General features: G+C 58.5%; 13 protein-coding genes. 5 read left to right on the top strand and 8 right to left on the bottom strand.

Going from position 1 to position 24,754, the window contains the following annotated elements; all coding sequences use genetic code 11:
- Positions 1-302 precede the first annotated feature (302 nt).
- Positions 303-3,242 (bottom strand): bifunctional [glutamate--ammonia ligase]-adenylyl-L-tyrosine phosphorylase/[glutamate--ammonia-ligase] adenylyltransferase, encoded by a 2,940-nt coding sequence (glnE, locus tag K0F88_RS01580; RefSeq protein WP_219093505.1) that lies wholly within the window; start codon positions 3,240-3,242, stop codon positions 303-305.
- A 384-nt stretch (positions 3,243-3,626) separates the two neighbouring features.
- On the opposite strand from glnE, the gene aceE reads away from it, so the two are divergent.
- From aceE to msrA, 5 genes are all read left to right on the top strand, one after another.
- On the top strand, positions 3,627-6,272 hold the full coding sequence (aceE, locus tag K0F88_RS01575) for a pyruvate dehydrogenase (acetyl-transferring), homodimeric type (protein WP_219093503.1): 2,646 nt from the start codon (positions 3,627-3,629) through the stop codon (positions 6,270-6,272).
- Positions 6,273-6,283: 11 nt separating this feature from the next.
- Positions 6,284-8,251 (top strand): dihydrolipoyllysine-residue acetyltransferase, encoded by a 1,968-nt coding sequence (gene aceF, locus K0F88_RS01570; protein WP_219093501.1) that lies wholly within the window; start codon positions 6,284-6,286, stop codon positions 8,249-8,251.
- A 268-nt stretch (positions 8,252-8,519) separates the two neighbouring features.
- Positions 8,520-9,914 (top strand): alkaline phosphatase D family protein, encoded by a 1,395-nt coding sequence (locus K0F88_RS01565; RefSeq protein ID WP_219093499.1) that lies wholly within the window; start codon positions 8,520-8,522, stop codon positions 9,912-9,914.
- A 223-nt stretch (positions 9,915-10,137) separates the two neighbouring features.
- On the top strand, positions 10,138-12,831 hold the full coding sequence (locus tag K0F88_RS01560; protein ID WP_219093496.1) for a GGDEF and EAL domain-containing protein: 2,694 nt from the start codon (positions 10,138-10,140) through the stop codon (positions 12,829-12,831).
- Between the two features lie 215 nt (positions 12,832-13,046).
- Complete coding sequence (msrA, locus tag K0F88_RS01555; RefSeq protein WP_219093854.1) at positions 13,047-13,694, top strand: peptide-methionine (S)-S-oxide reductase MsrA; 648 nt, start codon at positions 13,047-13,049, stop codon at positions 13,692-13,694.
- A 140-nt stretch (positions 13,695-13,834) separates the two neighbouring features.
- On the opposite strand, the gene K0F88_RS01550 is transcribed toward msrA, so the two are convergent.
- The 7 genes from K0F88_RS01550 to K0F88_RS01520 all read right to left on the bottom strand — a co-directional run bounded on the left by K0F88_RS01550 (position 13,835) and on the right by K0F88_RS01520 (position 24,542).
- Complete coding sequence (locus tag K0F88_RS01550) at positions 13,835-14,674, bottom strand: 23S rRNA (adenine(2030)-N(6))-methyltransferase RlmJ (RefSeq protein ID WP_219093494.1); 840 nt, start codon at positions 14,672-14,674, stop codon at positions 13,835-13,837.
- 186 nt (positions 14,675-14,860) lie between these two features.
- Positions 14,861-15,184: a hypothetical protein gene (locus K0F88_RS01545; protein WP_094469472.1), complete on the bottom strand. Its 324-nt coding sequence runs from the start codon at positions 15,182-15,184 to the stop codon at positions 14,861-14,863.
- 476 nt (positions 15,185-15,660) lie between these two features.
- Positions 15,661-16,653, bottom strand: coding sequence for a tetratricopeptide repeat protein (locus K0F88_RS01540; protein ID WP_219093492.1), 993 nt, complete (start codon positions 16,651-16,653; stop codon positions 15,661-15,663).
- A gap of 187 nt (positions 16,654-16,840) precedes the next feature.
- Positions 16,841-17,137 carry a contact-dependent growth inhibition system immunity protein gene (locus K0F88_RS01535; RefSeq protein ID WP_219093489.1) on the bottom strand — a complete coding sequence of 99 codons (297 nt, stop codon included), beginning with the start codon at positions 17,135-17,137 and terminating at the stop codon, positions 16,841-16,843.
- Positions 17,127-21,797 carry an RHS repeat protein gene (locus K0F88_RS01530; protein WP_219093486.1) on the bottom strand — a complete coding sequence of 1,557 codons (4,671 nt, stop codon included), beginning with the start codon at positions 21,795-21,797 and terminating at the stop codon, positions 17,127-17,129. Before K0F88_RS01530 ends, K0F88_RS01535 begins: the two co-directional genes overlap by 11 nt.
- Positions 21,797-22,534: a DUF4123 domain-containing protein gene (locus tag K0F88_RS01525; RefSeq protein WP_219093484.1), complete on the bottom strand. Its 738-nt coding sequence runs from the start codon at positions 22,532-22,534 to the stop codon at positions 21,797-21,799. Before K0F88_RS01525 ends, K0F88_RS01530 begins: the two co-directional genes overlap by 1 nt.
- Positions 22,524-24,542 carry a type VI secretion system tip protein VgrG gene (locus tag K0F88_RS01520; RefSeq protein ID WP_219093482.1) on the bottom strand — a complete coding sequence of 673 codons (2,019 nt, stop codon included), beginning with the start codon at positions 24,540-24,542 and terminating at the stop codon, positions 22,524-22,526. Before K0F88_RS01520 ends, K0F88_RS01525 begins: the two co-directional genes overlap by 11 nt.
- Between the last annotated feature and the right edge of the window lie 212 nt (positions 24,543-24,754).

Here is a 24,754-nt window from a genome sequence, read left to right as displayed (position 1 = left end):
TTCCAAAAACGAACCGGGGAGGCATACGCCTCCCCGCCTCGAGAATCACTGCGAGAGCCTGTCGGCTTGCGATGGGTCATCACCTTCAACATTGCTGTCGACTGTCACTCCGCTATCGCGAGCAGGCTCGCTCCCACATTGGGATTTGGTGTACATCGATCTGCGATACAAAGCAGATCTCCTGTGGGAGCGAGCTAGCTCGCGAAGGGGCCGTCACATCTAGCATCGATGGCGACTGACACCCCGCCTTCGCGAGCAGGCTCGCTCCCACATTTGAATCTTGTTGCTTCAACTCGCGCGTTTCAGCTTAACCCCAGCTCACGCCAGATCCGCAATACCTGCCGGCGTTCATCGACAAACTGGTCGCCCGGTATCACCCCGGCGTCCTTCTGCAAGGCCTGCCGGTGCGCGGCGGAGCGGTAGGCTTTGTAAGCCTCGCGCAGCAGGCTGGCGTCTTCGGCGGGCATCAGCCCTTCGTGTTCCAGCTCTTCCAGAATGCGGATGTTATCCGTCCAGCGAAGCAATGGCGGGTGTGTTTCGGACCACGCCAGGGCCGCGTATTGCACCATAAATTCAATATCGACGATACCTCCGGCGTCCTGCTTGAGATCGAACGGCGCCGTGGCCTCGAAGGCATTTGCCGCGGTGCCGGCCGCGGTGCTCTTGCTGCCGAGGTTATCGCGCATCTTGGCGCGCATTTCGCTGACCTCCTGACGCAAGGTCGCCAGGTCCCGTGGTTTGCCCAATATCGCCGCGCGAACCTTCTCGAACGCCAGGCCGACATCCTGGCTGCCCACCAGCACCCGCGCCCGCACCAGCGCCTGATGTTCCCAGGTCCAGGCTTCGTTTTCCTGATAGCGGGCAAACGCCCCGACCGAACTCACCAGCAACCCAGAGGCGCCGGAAGGTCGCAGGCGCATATCGACTTCATACAGTTGGCCGGAGTTGGTCTGAGCCGTGAGCAAGTGAATGATCCGCTGCCCCAGGCGGGTGAAGAATTGCGCGCCGTCGATAGGTTTCGCCCCATCGGTTTCCGCCTGCGGATCACCGTCGTGGATGAACACCAGGTCCAGGTCCGAACCATGCCCCAGTTCCAGGCCGCCGACTTTCCCATAACCGACAATGATGAAGCCCGGATCGCACAACGTGCCGTCGGTGCGCAAAGGCGTGCCGTATTTGGCCACGGTCTGGCGCCAGGCCAGGGCCAGCACTTGCTCGAGGATCGCTTCAGCCAGCCAGGTCAGGTAATCGCTGACTTTCATCAACGGCAGGCTGCCGGCAATTTCCGACGCGGCGACCCGCAAACGGTGCGCCAACTTGAAATGGCGCAGGGCTTCCATTTGCTGTTCGAGGTCGTCTTCGGGAATCCGGGTCAGACGCTCACGCAATTCGGCGGCCAGTTCCGGCGCCAGGGGCGGTTTGAACAATCGCCCTTCATTGAGCAATTCGTCGAGCAACAGCGGGAAGCGGGTGATCTGCTCAGCGATCCACGGGCTTGCCGCGCACAAGGTCAGCAAACGTCGCAGCGCGCCGGGGTTCTCGGTCAGCAACACCAGATACGCCGAGCGACGGGCCACCGCTTCAACCAGCGGCAGTACGCGCTCAAGCACCAGATCCGGATTGGCATGCTCGACCGCCTGAGCCAGCAACCGCGGAATAAACGCATCGAGGCGCTCGCGCCCCAAGCGCTGCATCGCCCGCAACTGCGGACTGCTGCGCAAACCGGCCAACGCCTTCAAGGCCTTGGTGGCATCGGCAAAACCGCCCTCTTCCAACTGACGGCAGGCGGCCTCTTCATCCTGAGCTTCTTCCCACAGCGGCAGCCATTCACCGCCGACCACCACTTCGCTTTCGGTGCCTTCCTCTTCATCGGGATCGGCGATCACCTGACCAAAGTGCCAGGCCACGCGGCCGCGCCAATGCATAAGCTGAGCATGGAAAGCCTCCCAGTCAGCGAAGCCCAACATAAAGGCAATGCGCGCCTGATCCTGCGCACCGTCCGGTAGCATCTGGGTCTGGCGGTCGGCAATCGCCTGGATCGCGTGCTCGGTGTACCGCAGAAATTCGTAGCCTTCGCGCAGCTCGCTGATCACGGCCGGCGGCAGGTAGCCCTGACCTTCCAGGGTGCTCAGTACTTTTAATAGAGGGCGTTGCTGCAGGCTCAGGTCGCGACCGCCGTGGATCAGCTGGAACGCCTGGGCGATAAACTCCACTTCGCGGATGCCGCCGGAACCGAGCTTGATGTTGTCAGCCATGCCCTTGCGCCGCACTTCCTGCTGGATCAGCTGCTTCATGGTGCGCAGCGCTTCGATCGCCGAGAAGTCGAGGTAACGCCGATAAACGAACGGGCGCAGCATCTCTTGCAGTTGCGCGCCGGCCACTTGATCGCCGGCCACCACCCGCGACTTGATCATCGCGTAGCGTTCCCAGTCGCGCCCCTGGTCCTGGTAATACTGCTCCAGCGCGTTGAAGCTCAACACCAGGGCACCGGCCGAACCGTAGGGCCGCAGGCGCATGTCGACGCGGAATACAAAACCGTCGACGGTCATCGGGTCCAGCGCCTTGATCAGGCGCTGGCCGAGACGAATGAAGAATTCCTGATTATCCAGCGAGCGTTTCACGCCGACGGTTTCGCCGCCCTCGGGGTAGGCGAAGATCAGGTCGATGTCCGATGACAGGTTGAGCTCCACTGCGCCGAGCTTGCCCATGCCGAGGATGACCATCTGCTGCGGCTCGCCGCTGCGCCGGCCGGTGGGCACGCCGAACTGCTGGCAATGCCGCGAGTACAACCACTGATAGGCCTGATCGATGCTCGCATCGGCCATGTCCGAGAGGTCGCGGCAGGTCTGGACCAGGTCGGCCTGGCGAGTCAGGTCGCGCCAGATGATCCGCACTTGCTGACGGGTGCGCTGACGGCGCAAGGCGCGACCGAGTTCATCATCGGTGTCGGCCGCATTCACGGCCGCCGCAATCTGCCCGCACAACTCACCGGGTGCGAAGCTGCGGTCCAGTTCGCCAGACTGCACCAGCGCCAACAACATCAAGGGGTCACGGACACTTTGTTCGGTCACGAAGTCGCTGGCGGCGGTGACGCGGGCGAATTGCGCCCAGCGCTCAGCGGTCCAGGCAGACAGGCCATGGTCGTCTTCCAACTCGGCAACGGCGGTACGGAACGACTGCTCAGCGCGGGTGACAAACGGCAGGAGAATGCCGGGCAGTTCGGCAAGCGGAGGGAGGCTCATGGTCTATCCTTGATCGGCGTGTAGAAGGCTGCATGTAGTGAATTTTCAATTCGCACTACCTGATCGACTGTCGAACAAAGGTTAGAAATAGCTGAAATTTCTTTATTTTTGGCAGGCAGCATCAAGCTTTCACCTTTTTCGGTTGGCAAAAGACCAACCTTAACGATTATTCTCACAACGCAGCCGGAGGCCACAAGCCGCTCATCTGTAGTTTTACTACTCGTATATACATCCAGATAGCTGAAATGCCCGATGATTTGTAGTAAAACTACACGCCGCCGGAACCTACCACTCGGCAATCCAAGAATTTATATCGTCTGCCCACAAGGCCAGTCGCAAACTCAGGCAACCGATTCTGGAAGCCTTTCCGCCCTGGAGCAAGCCATGCAAGACCTCGATCCCGTCGAAACCCAGGAATGGCTGGACGCCCTGGAATCGGTTCTCGACAAAGAAGGCGAAGACCGCGCTCACTATCTGATGACCCGTATGGGCGAACTCGCAACCCGCAGCGGTTCGCAGTTGCCTTACGCCATCACCACGCCATACCGCAACACCATTCCCGTTACCCACGAAGCACGCATGCCTGGCGACCTGTTCATGGAACGCCGCATTCGCTCGCTGGTACGCTGGAACGCGATGGCCATGGTGATGCGCACGAACCTGAAAGATTCGGACCTGGGCGGTCACATCTCCAGCTTCGCCTCCAGCGCCACCCTGTATGACATCGGCTTCAACTATTTCTTCCAGGCCCCGACCGACGAACACGGCGGCGACCTGATCTACTTCCAGGGCCACACCTCGCCAGGCGTTTACGCCCGTGCGTTCATGGAAGGCCGCATCACCGAAGACCAGATGAACAACTTCCGCCAGGAAGTGGACGGTCAGGGCCTGTCGTCCTATCCGCACCCTTGGCTGATGCCTGATTTCTGGCAGTTCCCGACCGTATCCATGGGTCTGGGCCCGATCCAGGCGATCTATCAGGCACGCTTCATGAAGTACCTGGAAGCTCGTGGCTTCATCCCTGAAGGCAAGCAGAAAGTCTGGTGCTTCCTGGGCGACGGCGAGTGCGACGAGCCGGAATCCCTGGGCGCGATCTCGCTGGCTGGCCGCGAGAAGCTCGACAACCTGATCTTTGTCATCAACTGCAACCTGCAGCGCCTCGACGGCCCGGTTCGCGGCAACGGCAAGATCATCCAGGAACTCGAAGGCGTGTTCCGCGGTGCTCAATGGAACGTGACCAAAGTCATCTGGGGCCGTTTCTGGGACCCACTGCTGGCCAAAGACGTCGACGGTATCCTGCAACGTCGCATGGACGAAGTCATCGACGGCGAGTACCAGAACTACAAAGCCAAAGACGGCGCGTTCGTGCGTGAACACTTCTTCAACTCGCCAGAACTCAAGGCGATGGTTGCTGATTTGTCCGACGACGAGATCTGGAAACTCAACCGTGGCGGCCACGACCCGTACAAGGTCTACGCGGCGTACCACGAAGCGGTCAACCACAAAGAACAACCGACCGTCATCCTGGCCAAGACCATCAAGGGTTATGGCACCGGTGCCGGCGAAGCGAAAAACACCGCGCACAACACCAAGAAGGTTGATGTTGAAAGCCTGAAGCTGTTCCGCGATCGTTTCGACATTCCAGTGCGCGACGAAGAGCTGGAAAACCTGCCGTTCTTCAAGCCAGAGCCAAACAGCGCCGAAGCCCGCTACCTGAGCGAGCGCCGCACTGCTCTGGGCGGTTTCGTGCCACAGCGCCGCGCACAAAGCTTCAGCGTGCCGACCCCATCGCTGGATACCCTCAAGGCTATCCTCGACGGTTCGGGCGACCGTGAAATCTCCACCACCATGGCCTTCGTGCGGATCCTCGCGCAACTGGTCAAGGACAAGGAAATCGGCCCGCGCATCGTCCCGATCATCCCGGACGAAGCCCGTACCTTCGGTATGGAAGGCATGTTCCGTCAGTTAGGCATCTACTCGTCCGTCGGCCAGCTCTACGAGCCAGTCGATAAAGACCAGGTGATGTTCTACAAGGAAGACAAGAAGGGCCAGATCCTCGAAGAAGGCATCAACGAAGCGGGCGCCATGAGCTCCTTCATCGCTGCCGGTACTTCGTACTCCAGCCACAACCAGCCGATGCTGCCGTTCTACATCTTCTACTCGATGTTCGGCTTCCAGCGTATCGGCGACCTCGCCTGGGCCGCTGGCGACAGCCGCACCCGTGGCTTCCTGATCGGCGGCACCGCCGGCCGGACCACGCTGAACGGCGAAGGCCTGCAACACGAAGACGGTCACAGCCACATCCTGGCTGGCACCATCCCGAACTGCCGCACCTTTGATCCAACCTACGGCTACGAGCTGGCGGTGATCATCCAGGACGGCATGAAGAAGATGACCGAAGAGCAGCAGGACGTTTTCTACTACATCACCGTAATGAACGAGTCCTACCAGCAACCTGCCATGCCGGCCGGTGTCGAGGAAGGCATCATCAAGGGCATGTACCTGCTCGAAGAAGACACCCGCGAAGCGGCGCACCACGTTCAGCTGATGGGCTCCGGCACCATCCTGCGTGAAGTGCGTGAAGCAGCGAAGATTCTGCGTGAAGAGTTCAACGTTGCCGCCGACGTCTGGAGCGTTACCAGCTTCAACGAACTGCGTCGCGATGGCCTGGCCGTCGAGCGCAGCAACCGTCTGCACCCGGGCCAGAAGCCTAAACTGAGCTATGTCGAAGAATGCTTGAACGGCCGTAAAGGTCCGGTCATCGCGTCTACCGACTACATGAAGCTGTTCGCTGAGCAAATTCGTCAGTGGGTCCCGTCCAAGGAATTCAAAGTCCTGGGCACCGACGGTTTCGGCCGCAGTGACAGCCGCAAGAAGCTGCGTCACTTCTTCGAAGTCGATCGTCAATTCGTGGTGTTGGCAGCCCTGGAAGCACTGGCTGACCGTGGTGATATCGAACCTAAAGTGGTGGCCGAGGCCATCGCCAAGTTCGGGATCAACCCGGAAAAACGCAACCCACTGGACTGCTGAGGAGACACTCTGTGAGCGAACTCATTCGCGTACCTGACATCGGCAGCGGTGAAGGTGAAGTAATTGAACTGTTTGTGAAGGTCGGCGACCGAGTCGAAGCCGACCAGAGCATTCTGACGCTGGAATCGGACAAGGCGAGCATGGAAATTCCTGCGCCGAAGGCCGGTATCGTCAAAGCGATCAAAGTGAAGCTGGGCGACCGCCTGAAAGAAGGCGACGAACTGCTGGAGCTGGAAGTCGAAGGTGCCGCGGCTGCGGCCCCTGCGGCTGCCGCTGCGCCGGCTGCCAAGGCTGAAGCAAAACCGGCTGCTGCGCCTGCCGCCGCCGCTGCTCCAGCGCCAGCCGCCGCGCCTGCTGCCGCTTCGGTTCAGCAAGTGCACGTGCCGGATATCGGTTCGGCGGGCAAGGCCCAGATCATCGAGATCCAGGTCAAGGTCGGCGACACCGTCGAGGCTGATCAATCGCTGATCACCCTGGAATCCGACAAGGCCAGCATGGAAATCCCATCGCCTGCCGCTGGCGTGGTCAAGAGCATCAGCGTCAAGCTCAACGACGAAGTCGGCACTGGCGACTTGATTCTGGACCTGGAAGTGGCGGGTGCTGCGGCCCCGGCTGCTGCCGCGCCAGCCCAGGCTGCTGCGCCTGCTCCGGCCGCCGCTGCTGCTCCAGCCGCCGCGCCTGCTGCACCGGTTGCCGACAGCGTTCAGGACATTCATGTCCCGGACATCGGTTCGTCGGGCAAGGCCAAGATCATCGAAGTGCTGGTCAAGGCTGGCGACACCGTCACCGCCGATCAGTCGCTGATTACCCTGGAATCCGACAAGGCGAGCATGGAAATTCCATCGCCTGCCGCTGGCGTGGTGGAAAGCGTTTCCATCAAGCTGGATGACGAAGTCGGTACCGGCGACCTGATCCTGAAGCTGAAAGTCAAAGGCGCGGCGCCTGCTGCTGCCCCGGCGACCGCCGCTGCTGCCGCACCTAGCGCCCCTGCTCCAGCCGCTGCGGCGCCTGCTGCTCCGGCACCTGCCGCACCCGCGGCGGCTCCGGCCAAGCCGGGCGCCAAGGTTCACGCAGGCCCGGCTGTACGCCAACTGGCCCGTGAATTCGGCGTCGAGCTGAGCGCGGTCGGCGCAAGCGGCCCGCACGGTCGTGTGCTGAAAGAAGACGTGCAGGTTTACGTCAAAGCCATGATGCAGAAGGCCAAGGAAGCACCGGCAGCCGCTGCTGGCGCGACCGGCGGCGCGGGCATCCCGCCGATTCCGGTCGTGGACTTCAGCCGCTTCGGTGAAACCGAAGAAGTGCCGATGACCCGCCTGATGCAGATCGGCGCGTCGAGCCTGCACCGCAGCTGGCTGAACATTCCGCACGTGACTCAGTTCGATTCGGCTGATATCACCGACCTGGAAGCGTTCCGTATCGCTCAGAAAGCCGTCGCAGAGAAGGCCGGCGTCAAGCTGACCATCCTGCCGCTGCTGCTCAAGTCGTGCGCGCACCTGCTCAAGGAACTGCCGGACTTCAACAGTTCGCTGGCGCCAAGCGGCAAGGCGATCATCCGCAAGAAGTACGTGAACATCGGCTTCGCGGTCGACACCCCTGATGGCCTGCTGGTACCGGTCATCAAGAACGTCGACCAGAAGAGCCTGTTGCAACTGGCAGCCGAAGCCGCTGTGCTGGCCGCCAAAGCCCGCGACAAAAAGCTCACCGCTGACGACATGCAAGGCGCCTGCTTCACCATTTCCAGCCTCGGCCACATTGGCGGCACCGGCTTCACGCCGATCGTCAACGCGCCGGAAGTGGCGATCCTCGGTGTTTCCAAGGCAACCATCCAGCCAGTCTGGGACGGCAAAGCCTTCCAGCCGAAACTGATGCTGCCACTGTCGCTGTCCTACGATCACCGTGTGATCAACGGCGCCGCTGCTGCACGCTTCACCAAGCGTCTGAGCGACCTGCTGGCGGACATCCGCACCATCTTGCTGTAACACCGACGGCCCTCCTTCACCGGAGGGCCTGTCGCGTTCCACGTTTCCGAGCGCCACGCTCGTACCTCAACCCCGCCAATTTGGCGGGGCTTTTTTTGCCTTGAATAAAGCATCTTCCTACAGTCTTGGTTTACATCGCCCACAACTCATGGCGACTTTCGCTCGATATTTTTTGCTGTTTAATAACTAGGCTTAGTTCGACAGAATTTTCTTATAAATACTGAAAAGCTCACTTGCTTAGTTAACGTTATTTCGAACGGACTCGAACATGCTCAAACCAACTGTCGGCCCTATCATTGGCCACACTACAACTAACCACGTACGTATTTTTTTGCGCGGAGAACTTCAAGATCACTCACTGGTATTTGCCGGCATTCGTTATCGACGCGCGGGAGAAGAGCGTTGGTCGCAAGGTGTCTTTGCCAAACTGTCGATCTTGCGCGATATGTCCGATGTGATTGCACTCAACAACCTCGCCACCGACACCGAGTACGAATACCAGGCTGGATGGTTCAGCCCCATGAGCCCGGTGCACACCGTGGAGACCGTTCAGGAACTGCCGCTGCAATGGCCACGGGAGATTTATCGCTTTCGCACCCTGTCCAGCAAGGCCAACACACCGCGGGCGTACATCGTCGGCTCATGCCGCTACCTGCGCATGACCGCAGGAATCCCTTCGGCACCTCGTCTGGGCGACCGGATTTTTGCCTCGATCACCGAACTTGCGCAGCAGGCCGAGCCGCCCATCAGCGCGATGTTGATGACCGGTGATCAAATTTATGTCGATGACCTGAACGTTATTGCTCCCGACCGGGAATACAAGGAAATACTCAGCAAATATCGCGCAGCGTTTTCCCAACCGAATATCGCCAGGTTAATGTCCAACACCTCGACTTATATGATCCTCGACGATCATGAAATAGAAGACAATTGGCCCACCAACGAAAGCAAGGCCGATGCCTATTTATATAAGAACGCCATGGCAGCCTATGAGATATACCAAGCCAGCCACAGTCCGGCGCATGACTTACTAGCCAACGGTCAAGTAAGCCGAAAGCTGGAACAGTATGGGTATCAGTTCGCCCAAGGCGATATTGAATGGTTTGTCACCGACAGCCGAACCCGTCGCAACTTGTCGGCCGATGATCGCCGCATCCTCGACGATGAGCAGGAACAGGCGCTGTGCAAATGGCTGATCCACAGTCCGGCCCGGGTCAAGTTCGTGGTCACCAGCGTGATGTTCTATCCCGACCGCAAACTCAACGGTGATGACGCCTGGAAAGCCTTCCCGGAACAACGCCTGCGGTTGCTGGAGACGATTCGCACGCATCGCATCAAGAACGTCATCTTCGTTTCAGGCGATGTCCACGGCTCCCTGACCAGTCGCCTGACCCACAGCGAGGATCCGGACTTCGACGTGCACACCATCGTCTCGTCCCCGCTGTGCAACAGCAAATTGCTGCCGTATGCCTCCGCGTCCACCTTCATTCTCGATCAGGCGCTGGCACGAACCGCAGCGGGAGATTATCGGCATGAATTGACCAGCAAAGTGATCAGCGAAGACAACTTTGCCCATCTGGTGGTGGATCGCGAGCGGATTCAGGTCAATTATCACGACCGCAATGGCCTGCGCCTGCAATCGATCAACATTCCTATTCGCTAAATCCGGAGCACCTGTGGCGAGCAAGCTCGCTCGCCACAGAAGGCCAAATGCATTAGTTTTCGGCCCTGACTGGAGAAATCTTCGCCCCTGCCGACATATTCTTATAGCACTTGGCCTTCATGTCTCTTGTCAGTCAGTGTCGCAATGATGCAACCTTGCCGCAGACAACAGTAAAGAGGGCGAGAGCCCGGCGCGATCAGCATATTCGAAGCGAGTTTCCCTCATGAAAAGCCAACCCGATGCCGCCAGCCGTATGGTGGCCGAGGTAGTGACGCAATTGCCTGTGCCCTCGCGGCTCGGCATGCTGCGTTTCGAACGGCTGAATGAAGCTAGCTGGGCACTCCTGTTTCTCGATCCCAATTGCGAACGACAGTTTGGTCTGCCGGCCGTGGAGCTTTGTGCCCTGGTCGACTCACCTTACGCCAGTCTGATGGAGCCCGAAGCGCGCTATCAACTGCACGACGCGATTCAGCAGCAACTCAGCGACAGCCCGCATTACCTGATCCGCTACAACCTGCACACCGCCAAAGGCTCCCTGAGTCTGCTCGAACTGGGCGAAGCCTACCGACAACACAATCGACACCTGCTGCGCGGCTACCTGATGGTCGTGGACGGCTTGTTCGAGGGTGAAGCACTGTTGCCGTCGCTGGACCTGGAAACCCAGAACTCGCGCCTGCAAATCGCGCTGGAACTCAATCAGCGCGCCCAGCTTGAGCAACTGCAGCATCTGGATCGGGTCCGCGCCCAGCAAGACTTGATCCTGCTGCTGACCCGTCAGCGCTACAGCTCCAACAATTCCCTACAAGAAGCCGCCGAACTGATCACCCGATGCGCCTGCGATATCTACGAAATCGACTGCGCGAGCCTGTGGAACCTCGACGGCTCGCTGCTGGTGCCGATCTCGGCCTATCACCGAGCCTCCGGGGATTATCAACTGCCGGATCCGATCGACGTCAGCGGCTTCCCGGGTTACCTGGACGCCTTGCACAGCAGCCGCGCTATCGATGCGCACAACGCCATGCGCGACCCGCGTACCCGGGAAATGGCCGAACACCTGCGCCCGCGCGATGTGAACGCGATGCTCGACGCCAGTATCCGCGTCGACGGCCAGGTGGTCGGCGTGCTGTGCCTGGAACAGACCGGCGCGACCCGCGCCTGGCAGTCGGACGAAATCGCCTTCGCTGGCGAACTGGCCGATCAGTTCGCCCAAGTCATCAACAACCACAACCGCCGTACCGCCACGAGTGCCTTGCATCTGTTCCAGCGTGCGGTCGAGCAAAGCGCCAACGCCTTTTTGCTGGTCAATTGCGATGGCGTGGTGGAATACGTCAACCCGAGCTTCACGGCGATCACCCAGTACAGCACCGAAGAAGTCCACGGCCAGCGGCTGTCGGAACTGCCGGCCCTGGAAAACCTCAGCGAGCTGCTGTTCGACGCGCCCTCGGCGCTGGCCAAAAGCAACAGCTGGCAGGGCGAGTTCAAGAGCCGCCGTAAAAACCTCGAACCCTACTGGGGCCAGTTGTCGATCTCCAAGGTCTACGGCGACAACCGCGAGCTGACGCATTACATCGGCATCTACGAAGACATCACCCAGACCAAGCTCGCCCAGCAGCGCATCGAGCGCCTGGCCTACACCGACAACCTGACCAACCTGGGCAACCGCCCGGCGTTCATCCGCAACCTCGACGAACGCTTCGCTCGGGACAGCGATACGCCGATCAGCCTGCTGCTGGTGGACATCGACAACTTCAAGCGCATCAACGACAGCCTCGGCCACCAGACCGGCGACAAACTGCTGATCAGCCTGGCCCGGCGCCTGCGCAACAGCTTGAGCCCGAGTGGCAGCCTGGCGCGGTTTGCCAGTAACGAATTCGCCGTACTGCTCGACAACACCGACCTCGCGGTGGGTCAGCAAGTCGCCAACCAATTGCTGGCGACCCTCGACAAGCCGATGTTCGTCGACAACCAGTTGATCAGCGTCACCGGCTCCGTGGGCCTGGCCTGCGCGCCGCTGCACGGTCGCGATCCACAGACGTTGATGCGCAACGCCGGCCTGGCACTGCACAAGGCCAAGGCCAACGGCAAACACCAGGTCCAGGTATTTACGGAGGCATTGAATGCCGAGGCCAGCTACAAGCTGTTCGTGGAAAACAACCTGCGCCGCGCCCTGACCCAGAACGAGCTGGACGTGTTCTATCAGCCCAAATTGTGCCTGCGCAGCGGTCGCCTGCTGGGCATGGAAGCCCTGCTGCGCTGGAACCACCCGGAAAAAGGCATGATCCGCCCGGACCAGTTCATCAGCGTCGCCGAAGAAACCGGCTTGATCATCCCCATCGGCAAATGGATCGCCCGCCAGGCCTGCCGCATGAGCAAAGACCTCACCGCCGCCGGCCTGGGCAATCTTCAGGTGGCGATCAACTTGTCGCCCAAGCAGTTCTCCGACCCGGACCTGGTGGCGTCCATCGCCAACATCCTCAAGGAAGAAGCGCTGCCAGCGAACCTGCTGGAACTTGAGCTGACCGAAGGCCTGCTGCTGGAAGCCACCGAAGACACCCACTTGCAGCTCGATCAGCTCAAGCGCCTGGGCCTGACCCTGGCCATGGACGACTTCGGCACCGGTTACTCGTCGCTCAGTTACCTGAAAAAATTCCCGATCGACATCATCAAGATCGATCGCAGCTTCATCCACGAAATCCCGGACAACCAGGACGACATGGAAATCACCTCCGCCGTGATCGCCATGGCCCACAACTTGAAACTCAAGGTCGTGGCGGAAGGCATCGAGACCGCCGAGCAGCTTGCGTTTTTGCGGCGTCACCGCTGCGACGTCGGCCAGGGCTACCTGTTCGACCGCCCGATCCCCGGCGCCGAGCTGATCGAAAAACTCAAGCGCTACCCGCGCGGCCCGCTCGTCTGACATAACACCGCAAAATCCCTGTGGAGCACCCCCAATCCCTGTGGGAGCGAGCTTGCTCGCGATGGCGGCGTGTCAGCCAGCATCCATATCCCTGATCCACCGCTATCGCGAGCAAGCTCGCTCCCACAGGGGCACACGGGTAGTGCGTAACCGGCCAGCATTGGGCAAACTGCGTGTCTGACAATTTACATTCAACCTGACTGAGGGGACTGATGATGGTCTTGCGCTCGGAAATCCTGGTGAACAAAAACGTGCTTCCTACCAAAGAACAAGCTCTGCCCGGCCGTGAAACCCCAATGAACCTGCCGGAAAAGCACTTCGTCCACGACGCCCCGCTGCTGGGCCCGTTCGCGATGGACGTGGATTTCGCGATCTTCGGCCTGGGCTGCTTCTGGGGTGCGGAACGCAGGTTCTGGCAACGTGAAGGCGTGGTCAGCACGGTAGTGGGTTATGCCGGCGGTTTTACGCCGAACCCGACCTATGAAGAAGTCTGCTCGGGCCTGACCGGCCACAGCGAAGTGGTGCTGGTGGTCTACGAACCGGCAAAAGTCAGCTATGAAGAACTGCTGAAAATGTTCTGGGAGTTGCACAACCCGACGCAAGGCATGCGTCAGGGCAACGACATCGGCACTCAATATCGCTCGGTGATCTATGCGACCAACCCGACGCAGCTGGAAGCGGCCAGGCACAGCAAGGACGTGTTCCAGGCTGAGTTGACCAAGGCTGGGAAAGGCGAAATCACCACTGAGATCGACGAAGCCCCGACGGTCTACTTCGCCGAGGCCTATCACCAGCAGTACCTGGCGAAGAACCCTGAAGGGTATTGCGGGATTGGCGGTACGGGCGTTACCTGCCCGATCTGATTTTCGAGCCCTGAAAGCATCGCGGGCAAGCCCGCTCCCACAGGTTTTATGTTTGACCCCATTTTTGGGATCGACATAAATCCCTGTGGGAGCGGGCTTGCCCGCGATGGCGTCCTATCAGACGCCACTCATGCAATTGATTAACTCTCAGCAATCAACCAATCCATCTGCCACCCACCCTGGGTCTGCTCAAGCTTCTTGGACAACCACGGCAGCAACTCACGCAATTCCTCTTCCAGCCCCCACGGCGGATTCGCAATCGCCAACCCGGACCCGTTCAGACTGTTCGGCGTATCCAGCGGATGCACCAGCAACTCCACGCGCAACAACTTCGGCGCGCCCGTCCCCGCCAGATCCTGATAGAACCGCCGCAACAGGCGCTGGTCCTTCACCGGGTACCAGATCGCCGCCACGGTTTGGCGCATCCGGCCAATCGCCTCTTTCAGCGATGCCGCACATCGCTGCATCTCATCGAGCTGCTCGAACGGCGGATCAATCAACATCACCGCCCGCTTCTCCTGCACCGGCAACATCGCACGCGGCACATGCCAGCCTTCGCCCAGATGCACCTTCACCCGACGGTCGCCGGCCATGTTGTCCTTGAGCAACACACCGTCCTCCGGGTGTTTCTCGTTGAGCATCACCCGATCCTGCGGCCGCGTCAGACGCCGCGCCAACTCCGGCGACCCCGGGTAATAGCGCAACTGGCCATCCGGGTTCATGTCGTGCAACACCTTCATGTAATCGGCAGTCAGTTCCGGCAAATCCGGCTGATCCCACAACCGCGCGATGCCTTCCAGGTACTCACCGGTACGGCTCGCCTGATCACCCTGCAAGTCATACAGACCAATGCCGGCGTGAGTGTCGAGATAGGCAAACGGCTGCTCCTTGCGCGACATCAGGGCGATGAGGCGGGTCAAAGTCAGGTGTTTGAACACATCGGCGTGATTGCCGGCATGGAAGGCGTGACGATAATTCATGATTGCTCCTGCGAAGGGCGGGAAGTTTACCTTGTACCGAGGCGAACGTCAGGGGTTCGCGGCTGAGCGGGCAACTGCCGACACGCAATCTCACGTCAATCCAAGAGCCTGTGGCGAGGGGGCTTGCCCCGGTTGGGCTGCGCAGCAACCCCAAAACATCCCAGCCAACCTCGCCACATCCTGCCCTTAGTCCGAAGGCCGAGCCCTCAACCGTCGCCCCACTACATCCAGCACATCACACCCATCCCGCAACGGAATGGCACACAGCAACGCAAAATCACTAAGAATGAACGACTCACACTCAACCGAACCGCGCATCGACATGTTCTCCAGCACCTGCGTGACGGCGCGAATTCGATAGTTGGCAGCGTCGTATAAAGCATCGAGCGGCGCGTGGGTATCGACGAACAGCGTGGGCATGTCGGTGCAGTTGCTGGTGAGGGCCATGAAGCGGCTTTTGGGGTGGGGAATAGGCTTTTCGTAGGGTGGATCGGGGTGAAGATTTTTCATTATTGAAACCTCTGGTAGTAATGGGCGCTACCATCGGCCTTCCTACAGGCTTGGGTGGCAGCTATACGCGGGGTAGGAATATCGAGACCAGAGAACTCGACCACACCGAAGCGTGCCCGCGCACAGCCGCCGCAACTGATCTTACGGACGCATGTCGATGGCCGCAATTCAGGTGTCGACGCCGAAGCGTCCTCTCTAGTCTTGAAGGGTTCCTACACCCTGCCACTGAGTTTTCAGTGACCACCAGAGACTATCGCTGGAACATATTTCGCACCAGTTCATGGAAACCGATACGAATTGAAGGAAACTTCCGATGAGCTTGTCCAGAAATTCGCTTTGCGCCTACTCCCGCCAAATTCCAGCTATTATTTATCCTTTCTGGATTTAAACTACCACTTTCCTCATCTGCGTAGGAAATATCATACAAGCACAAATCACGCTAGCACCACTACTGCCACACCAATGAAACCACCTTTTTATCGAAAACTCTCAAGCTCTTTTATCGCCAAAGAGTGCCACTTCTCCGCTGACTTTGCGAACCAGTACTCTGCCTTGCTTCTATTCTGCGGAACACCACTTAAGCCTAACAAGTAAATCCTTCCCAGTTCAAACTGCGCATTAGACTCGCCCTCCTCAGCGGATTTTAAAAACAATTGCAGCGCCTTGCCTTCATCTTTAATTCCTCCGCTCCCGTCACGGTACATTTTTGCCAAACTTGTTTGAGCATATGTATTACCCAGAGCTGCAGATTTGCCATACCAACGTCTCGCCTCCTCATTACTTTGATCAACACCACGCCCCTCTTGAAACATTTTTGCCAATTGACCCTGAGCGAAAGCACTACCACTATCGGCAGACTTACGATACCAATACGCGGCTACCGCATCGTCTTTTTCTACACCGTTACTTCCTTTATCGTAAATTTGAGACAGAACAAAATATGATAACTCATGATCTTGAGACGCCGCTTCGTGATAAAGCTTCAATGCCAACTCATTATTATGAGGTATTATTTTTGACCATGCTCTATGTCGACCATATAATTGAGCCAAACCAAACTTCCCATCCGCATTATCTTGGTCAGCAGCTCGTTGATACCATATCAACGACTCTTCCTCGTCTTTACGGATCCCGGACGTCGCAAGGTAAGTCCCAAGCGCAGCCTGTGCTATAGAATTTCCCTGTTCAGCAGATTTTCGATACCAATAAAAAGAAAACTCCTTCCCCAGTTCTACTACTCTGCAGAGATTTTTGTTTGCCGCCTGTCCGAAAGCCAACTGGCTCAAAGCGTCACCCGCCAACGCCATCTTGTGAAGTTGCTCTGCCTGGGGAACACACTTTCCAGCTTCCATCGCGACCAAAAGGTCGCCAGACTGGCTAGCGTAGACACTATTAACAAATAAAATTGCTATAAAAACCGAAAAAATTCGGATTATTTTAAATACACCAACCACGACAACACCTTCCATAGTATGGCTGCTCGCGCAACCGGAAATTAAGTTATTCGTTACTAGCTAGGACCCAAAAGGGGACGGATTTATTTGTTGCGTTATAACAACACCTTCGAAGCCAGCAAGAAATAAATCCGCCCACTTTGCAGCCCCTCTTTGCCCCATGAAAGTACACAGCAAAAAAACGAGCGCCTTGGGATATTTTTTACTCACCAAAAATATCAATAAGATGACTAAGCCATACTTCTCCCGATTCCCATTCGTGCCAGTAGCAGTAGCAGCAGCTCATCTTTTTGAGCAAAAACTCTCGCAACTCTATCTCGGTCATCTGCCTCTTGAGCAGAGCAGCAATTTCATTTTTTACAACCGAAATTGTCTCGACTGTTGATTCAGACAAGAAAGATCTAACAACATCATCCGCTGCGTGAAATTCACACATCCAGTCTTCATGAAAATAGGCTCCCAAGAATTGGTAAAGCTGCGAAAACGAATTATCGATCACTTGCATACCCCGTGTATATGATGTAGCCGGACGGCGAGTTGGTAGTTCTCTTAAGTATTAGCTTTACGACAGATAGAGGCTCAAGATTTCCACTGCGTCGAATAACTCCAACACCTACCGGCGCCGACATTGGTTGTGTAATAACGAGCATGCGCGCATTACCTTTCATAAAATCATCGATTAGTGTTTTATTTCTATCCATGACGCTTGAAACTGTGGCTTCCGCGAGAGTTTGATTAGGAAATGTCGATGCAATTGGTATATGTGGCTCTTCCCTAAGCCTTTCTCGCAACTGGGCTTCAGTCCGATCAACATGTTTCGCAATGAGATGACCTCCCTGAGCTTCGTGTGCGGCCAAACCACCGCCCGGAACAATTACGCTAAACGGTCCTTCGGGATCACCGGGGCAAGGTAGACATGCCAACCCCAACAGATCAACCCACCCCGTCGGATTCGGCGTGTACTGATACTGGTTCAGCCCACCCGCCAACTTCACCGGGTCCGGCGTCAGGTACCGTCCAACCACCGGATCATAGTACCGATGCCGGTTGTAGTGCAGGCCGCTCTCAACATCAAAGTACTGCCCCTGAAACCGCAACGGTTGCTCAAGCTGCTCGCCCCCGCCGAACGCCTGCTGCGTGACTTTGCCGTAGGCGTTGTACTTCGCTGACCAGACGATCTCGCCACCAAAATCGGTCAGTTCCTGCGGTGTGCCGAGGTGGTCGAGTTGGTCGAGTTGGTAGTAGAACGGGCAGGCTTTGCGTGGGCCTTTGCCGTCGAGCATCGCCAGCGGGCGGAAGCTGCCGGGTTCGTAGACGTAGCTGCGGTAGTGTTCGCGGCTGCTTTCGGCGATGAGGTTGTCGCCTTGCCAGAAGAACTCGGTGGTTTGGCCGTCGACGGTTTTGGCGATGCGGCGGCCGAAGGCGTCGTAGCGGTAACTTGAGCAGCGGCCGTCCGGGGTTGTGACGCCGACTAATCGGTGCTGGCAGTCGTAGCGGTATTCGGTGACGAGTTTTTGCGCGGTGCCGCGGCGCTCACGTACCAGATTGCCGAAGGCGTCGTAGTCGTAATGCCGGTCGCCCTGCATCAGCAGGCGATTGCCTTTAACGGTCGCCAATCCGGGCCGGTCCTGCATCAGCAGGTTGCCGGCGGGGTCGTGGGCGAAGGTTTCCGGTGGGTCGTCGTGGGTGTGGCGGACGCGAGTCAGGCGGTTGAGCGGGTCGTATTGGTAGTTGCGTTGGCCATGACGGGTGTCGGCGATGCTGTCGAGATTGCCGTTGGCGCTGTAGGCATAGTCGCGGCGATACTGTGTTTGGTGCTGTTGACTGACAGCATGGGCCTTCAATCGGCCCTGATCGTCGTAGGCATATTCGCTAAGCAGTTGACCTTGTTGGCGTTGTTGCTCGCGACCGAACACGAATTGGTGGCTGGTGAGTCGCGCACCGTTGAGGTCGATGGCCGTTAGCGCGCCGCCCTTGGCGTGGTGGTAATCGAGTCTGCTGCCGTCCGGCAGGCGCAGGCGATTGAGCTGGCCGCAGGCGTCGTAGCCATAACGCAGCGTGCCCCAGCCTTGATGCTCGGTGATCAGCCTGTCTTGTTGGTCGTACTCAAATTCCAGCGGCTGGTCGTGGCCGTCGTCGACGCCGATCAGGCGGCCGAGGCTGTCGTAGCGGTATTCGACCTTGATGCCGTCGGGCAGCGTTTTGACCAGCAACCGCCCTGCCGAGTCTCGTTCATAAGCGGTGACGAGCTGCGAACCGTCGTCGCCGAACTCGGTTTTTTCCAGCAGGTGGCCGTTAAGGTCGTAGGCGTACGCCGTGCGTTGCCCGTCGAAGCCGGTTTCCTGTCGGATCAATCCGTTGGGTGTGTAGTCCAGCTGATACTTTTCGCCGGATTCGTTTTCGATCTCGGTCAGAAGCAGCTGCGCGTTGTCGTAGCGATAATTCAGCTGGGTGCCGTCGGCATTGAGGCGGCGGCTGACCAGGTGCAGATCGTCGACGTATTCGTAGCGCGTGACCCGGCCGAGTTCATCGCGTTCGGCGGTGATTTTTCCGTAGGCGTTGTAGCTGAAGGCGCGACTGGCGCCTGTAGGAAGCGTCGTCTGAATCAGTCGGCCGATGGCATCCCACCGGGACTTGGTGATCGCGCCGTGTTCGTCCTGCCGGGTAATCTGCCGCCCTAGCGCATCGTAGGAAAACCGCCGTACGCCACCGTCCGGCAGTGTCTCTTCGACCAGTTGCCCCAGGCCATTCCAGACGAACACATGCCGACTGGTGTCCGGGTAGCGGATCGACAGCAGCTGACCTTTTTCGTCGTAGTGATAGTGGGTGACGTGGCCGTCGGGGTCGGTCGCTTCGGTGATGTCACCCTGGGCATTGCGCTGATACTTCCACACGGCTTTGCCGCGATAGCGTGCGTGCAGGAAACCGTTGCGGTACTCGTAGGACGTTGGTTCGTCTTGCGGTGGAATCAGCGCGACCAGCCGTCCGACTTCGTCGTAGCGGTATTCGGTGACAGCGCCGAGCGGGTCTTGTTCGGCAATCAACCGGCCTTGATCGTCGTAAGCCTTGAGCTGTTCGCCACCGTCCAGCTCGACCTTGCGCACCAGCCGCGCTCGCTCGTCGTGGACGTAAACCTCTTCGCTGCCGTCGATGTTGTGGACGGTGACCCTGCCCTCGTCATCCCAGATATACCGCGCGTCCATCTGCGCAAACGACGCCCAGTGGCGGATGCATCGGGCGGACTTGCCGGACCTTTCCCACTCCCAGAAGAAACTCGCCCCACCGGCCAGTTGCCGCTGCAGGATGACGTGCTGATCGTCGTAGTCGTAGCGCTCGCTTTCATCGGCGGCGTTGGTGGCTTCGATGAGTCGGGCGCGTTCGTCGTAGCGGTAACAGACCAGTGTTTGCTCGGTCTGCCAGGCTTCTTCGAGGGTCTGGGCGGGGACAAAAACCTGATAGTCGACGGCGACCAGATGGCTGCGCTCATAACGTAATAGCAAGGCGCGGCCGGCGCCGTTGTCGAGGCGCTGGATGCGACCATGGCGGTCGCGGGTGATGCGCAGGCGGTTGTTGTAAGCGTCGCTGATGGTTGTGAGAAAACCATTATGAAAATGGTAGAAACGTGCTTCTTCGCCGGCCTGGGCGAGGATCAACTCTTCGGGTTCGTTACCCAGATAAATCGCGGCGCGCGAGAGACTGTTGTGGATTGCCGGGCGTTCGCTGTTGGGCAGAGGAAAAGTGGTGCGACGGTTTTCGTGGTCGATCCAGATGACCGTTTCACCGTCGATTTCCAGTCGATGGGATAACGAATGGCTCCAGCCGAATCCGAGGCCGGTATCGATTTCGGCAGCGCTGGTGCGGTAGAGCCGGGTGAAGTCGAACGGCAGGATGCCGTCCAGCGAACCGTCGGTGAGGGTCAGCAGTTCTTCGCCGGTGACCATCGAGACCGGGCATTTGTTGGTGGCGGTTTTATCGACGGAATCAGCGCTGTCGCCGTTGGGGTTTTTTGACTGATCCGGAACGTTGTCGTGGTGCTCGTTTTGCTTGAGCGTGGTGTTGCGCTTGGCATCCCAACGCAGTTGCATGCGCCCTTTTTTGAGACCCGCCGCTACACCGCGCGCAGCAACTGTTTTGTAGCGGTCGACATACTCCATGAAGTTATTGATGATCGTGACCATCGACTTCACAAAGTCCATGGCGGCCTGAAAAATCTGCGGGCTGTACTTGGCCAGTCTTACTGTCAGCCAGGCAATGCCCACCCCAACCACGCTCAGCACCAAGCCAATCAACAAGTCGATGACCAAACCAACGACGACCTTGGAGATGGCTTCGGCCGAGGACCCGGCCAGTTGCGAAGGTGGCAATGCTTCTAGCCACAACATCGCGGTGCGCATAAGTAAACACAGCGCGGCCTCGTCGCTGGCCAGCAACATGGCTTTTTCCATCAATTCGGGGGCAGATTCGGCCAGTTCGGCAAATTGGCCAGCGCTTTCACCCAACTTCTCGGCAAAGGCGCCGGGGTCTTTCAGGATGTCGGAAATTTCACCAATGCCATCCCAAACCTCCTGAATCGCCGCCCAACCTCCCGCAAGCATTCCATTGCCCACTGCGGCCAACGATGCCGACGCCGATTGCTGCGACCACTGCGGTTTAAATCCCTCCCACTCTTTGCGCAGCCAACTCTCCAACTCTGTGGTCAGGCCGTCGTAAGAGGAAAAAAGATCATCAATTTGCTCTGGAGTGACTTCACTCTGGACATGAACGCGGTAGAACTTCCCGGAAGTGCCTTCGAACTGTCCTTTACCGTTTTCATCAAGCGGCACCGATGTGCGCTTGCCCCCATCCATGGCAATCACATCAACCGAAATGTTCCCCAACGGAATGTCGTAGACCGACTCAAACTTGCTTTCGATTTCAAGAATTCGATTTGCCGGGCACTGCGCAACACTGGAGAAAAAATCATCGTCACTTTGGCTTACGGACTTACTGGTATTTCCCAGTTTGATCTTCCGCTCCATATCCATCAGCGAAGGCATGTCCATCGCCCGGCTGACCCTGTCCGCATTCCGACCCAAGAATTCGCCAAGCTGCTCGCGATACAAAACCAACGTGTCTTTAAATCCGTCGAGCTCCTGCTCGATGCGCACAATCTGATCCATCAGTTCAGCTCCGCCATCAGGTAATCAGCCAAGGCTTGTTTCGGTGCTTGAGGCAAGTCAGGCGCTTGCAGAAAGATCACCACCTTGTGCCGCAACACATGCTCAGAAAACGCTTCAAAAAGATCAGGACGGTCCTCGTTCAACCACTTGATCAAGTTGTTGATGCGGGTTGTCGCTGACTCGGCGGCGAGGTGTTCGAGCAGCGGCTCGGAAACTTCCCACCACGGAAAAACCCGGGAGGTTTTCAATGCACTGCCACCGATATCGAGCGGCTGCCCATTGATCAAACAGCGGTCAATCACCGGCATTAATTGCGTAGGGTTTACGTCGGCAGACTGAAGAATCGGCAACAGATAACGCCCATCCCAGAAGCGGAAAAACACCGCATTACCGTTGGGCAATAGCACTTGAGTGAGGCTGCGCAGATGCTCGATCAGCACCTCTTTGGACGCAGAAGAAACCGCCAGCCAACCCCAGTCGCGAGACTCAGTCGTGGCAACCCACTCCAGAAATTCACCCTCAGCCGCGACGATTCCGACGTAGGGCATGACCGGTTCCCACTCGGCGTAAGCGGTGTCGGCCCAGATCGGATTAGGCGCTTGAACGGCGACTGACTGCCGCCACGCTTTGAACGGCTCAGCCGTGCTGGCATTGCTGAAGATCGCAAACAGTTGTTCCGACGGTTTCAGTGGCTGCCGTTCCAGCCATTCACGAGGTGACAAGCGATCAGGCTGCACAGACACCGTCCTTGCAGCGCTCGCATTCTTCGCAGAACGGCGCGTCGCTTTGCAGGCTCATGATCTGCGCGGCGCTCAGCAGAGCGGCCGGGGCGGCGACGAGTTTCAACGGCGTATTTGGCGACACGGGCGTAGCGGCCATAGACGGCATCAACGCGCCCCCGACCTGAATCGGAACGCTGCTGAAAATTCCACCAGGACCGATGTTGATCCACTGCCCGCCCGCCTGAATCGTCGCGCTGGCACCGCCATCGATGACCACTTGCTGACCGGCGCTGACATGGAATTGCTGACTCGCGTTGAGCGCCTGACTGGTCACGCGAATGTGCCGGTCACCGACCACAACCAAGTGATCGTCGAGCTTCACTTCGGCCTGGCGCTGGCCGTGGGTGATGCGCTGCTCGTCAGCCTTCAACTCATGGCGAGCCATGCCGGTGACGACAATGCTGCGGGCGTTGTCGACCTGCACCTGTTGATCGTTCAACACGTGCTGCGTCCAGTTTCTCTGGGCGCGCAGGTAGATTTCCTCGGCGCCTTTGCGATCCTCGATGCGCAACTCGTTGTAACCGCCGCCACCCGGACTACTTTGGCTGCGGAAAATACTGCGGGTCTTGTCGGCGGGCAGATCCAGCGGCACCGGTGTCGCGGCGTTTGGCAGGCAACCCATCACCAGCGGTTTGTCGGCATCGGCGTCGATGAAACCCACCAGCACTTCCATGCCGACTCGCGGGATCAATACGCTGCCGTAATGGTCGTGGGCCCAGCCCGTGGCGACCCGCAACCAGCAACTGGAATGTTCGTTGAGCTGACCGTCGCGGTCCCAGGCGAGCTGGACCTTGACCCGACCGAACTCATCGCAATGGATTTCGCTGTCGACCGGGCCGGTGACCACCGCCGGTTGGTAACCGAGCATGCGGGGCTTTTCCGGCCCCAGCGGTGGGCGAAACGAAACGTCCCACGGCGTCGCCAGAAAGGTATTGCGGTAGCCTTGGAAATCATCCGGGTCGTCGCTGGAGGCCGACTCTTCCAGCACTTGCGGTTGTCGGCCACGGTGTTCGATTCCGGTGATCAGCCACAGATCGTTCCACGCCTGACGCGGGTGCTCGGCGAGGTGCAGGAAATGTCCGCTGACCAAGGCAGAATCGTCGCCACGACCTTCGGCCTGACGGAAGTCTGCGTTGTGCCGTTCCAGCGCTCGCTGTGTCAGCTGTTTGCCATGCTCACGGTCAGTGAATTGGCCGGGAAAGTGGTAATCCTCCAGCACCGGTCGCTGCTCGCTGTCGACCCGGTTTTCAAGGGATAGACGCGGTTTCTGGAAGTCGTAATCGCGACGGGTGACCGCCGTGGTGCGGGTCTCCAGGCGCACGTTGAAACGCTTGATGGCCGGCGCATCCACCGCCATGCCACTGCCCGGCAAGTACAGCGTCGGCTCGGGCAGGCGCGGGAATACCGTCTGGTCATCGCCGAACACCAGCAGATGTCCGTCGGGGCTGTGCTGGAAGTGGTAATGAATGCCGATCTCGGCACACAGGCGCTGGATAAACGCGAGGTCGCTTTCGGCGTATTGCACGCAGTACTCGCGCGGCGAGTAGTCGCTGCCGAGTTGAAATTCGAAGGCATCGCGCTGGATGCCATGGTCCTTGAGGACCTGCGCGATGATCGCCGGCACGCTTTTGTGCTGGAAGATCCGCTGGTTGATGCGCTGACTGAGGTAGGCCAGTCGCGGTACGAGACTGATTTGGTAGCCCGTCAGACGTTTCCCGGAATCGCTTTGACCGACGCGAAAGATCTGACCATGTATGCCGCAACCTTGTGCATCGAAACTCAGAAAGGCCTGACGATGCAGCAGGCTTTCGAGCTCGATGTCCGGCCGGTCGCTGACCAGTTCCAGGTCGAAGCGGTAGGGTTGGCTGATGGCTTCCGTGCCAGTGAACTCAAGCACCTTGAGCTCAATCTGGACGCCGTCGATCGTCAACGTGAAACGCGGTTGATTGGCAGGAGCGAACATCCGATGTGTCTCTGCAGAATGAGGGCGGGCGATTCTGCATGAGCGACAAGGGGTGTTGAGGGAGGGACAGGAAAATCAGATTTTCCCTACTTTTTTAGGGATTTTTCCTTCAATAATCGGTTTGTTTGGCTACAGACATCTCTTCCAAACCCACCCTAACCCCCTGTGGGAGCGAGCTTGCTCGCGATAGCGTCGGGTCAGTCGACATCAAT

This window comes from Pseudomonas sp. UMAB-40 (assembly GCF_900095275.1).
Lineage (GTDB): Bacteria > Pseudomonadota > Gammaproteobacteria > Pseudomonadales > Pseudomonadaceae > Aquipseudomonas > Aquipseudomonas mandelii_B.
The sequence above is the reverse complement of the archived record's forward strand: the minus strand, read 5'-3'. Positions and strand labels throughout refer to the sequence as shown.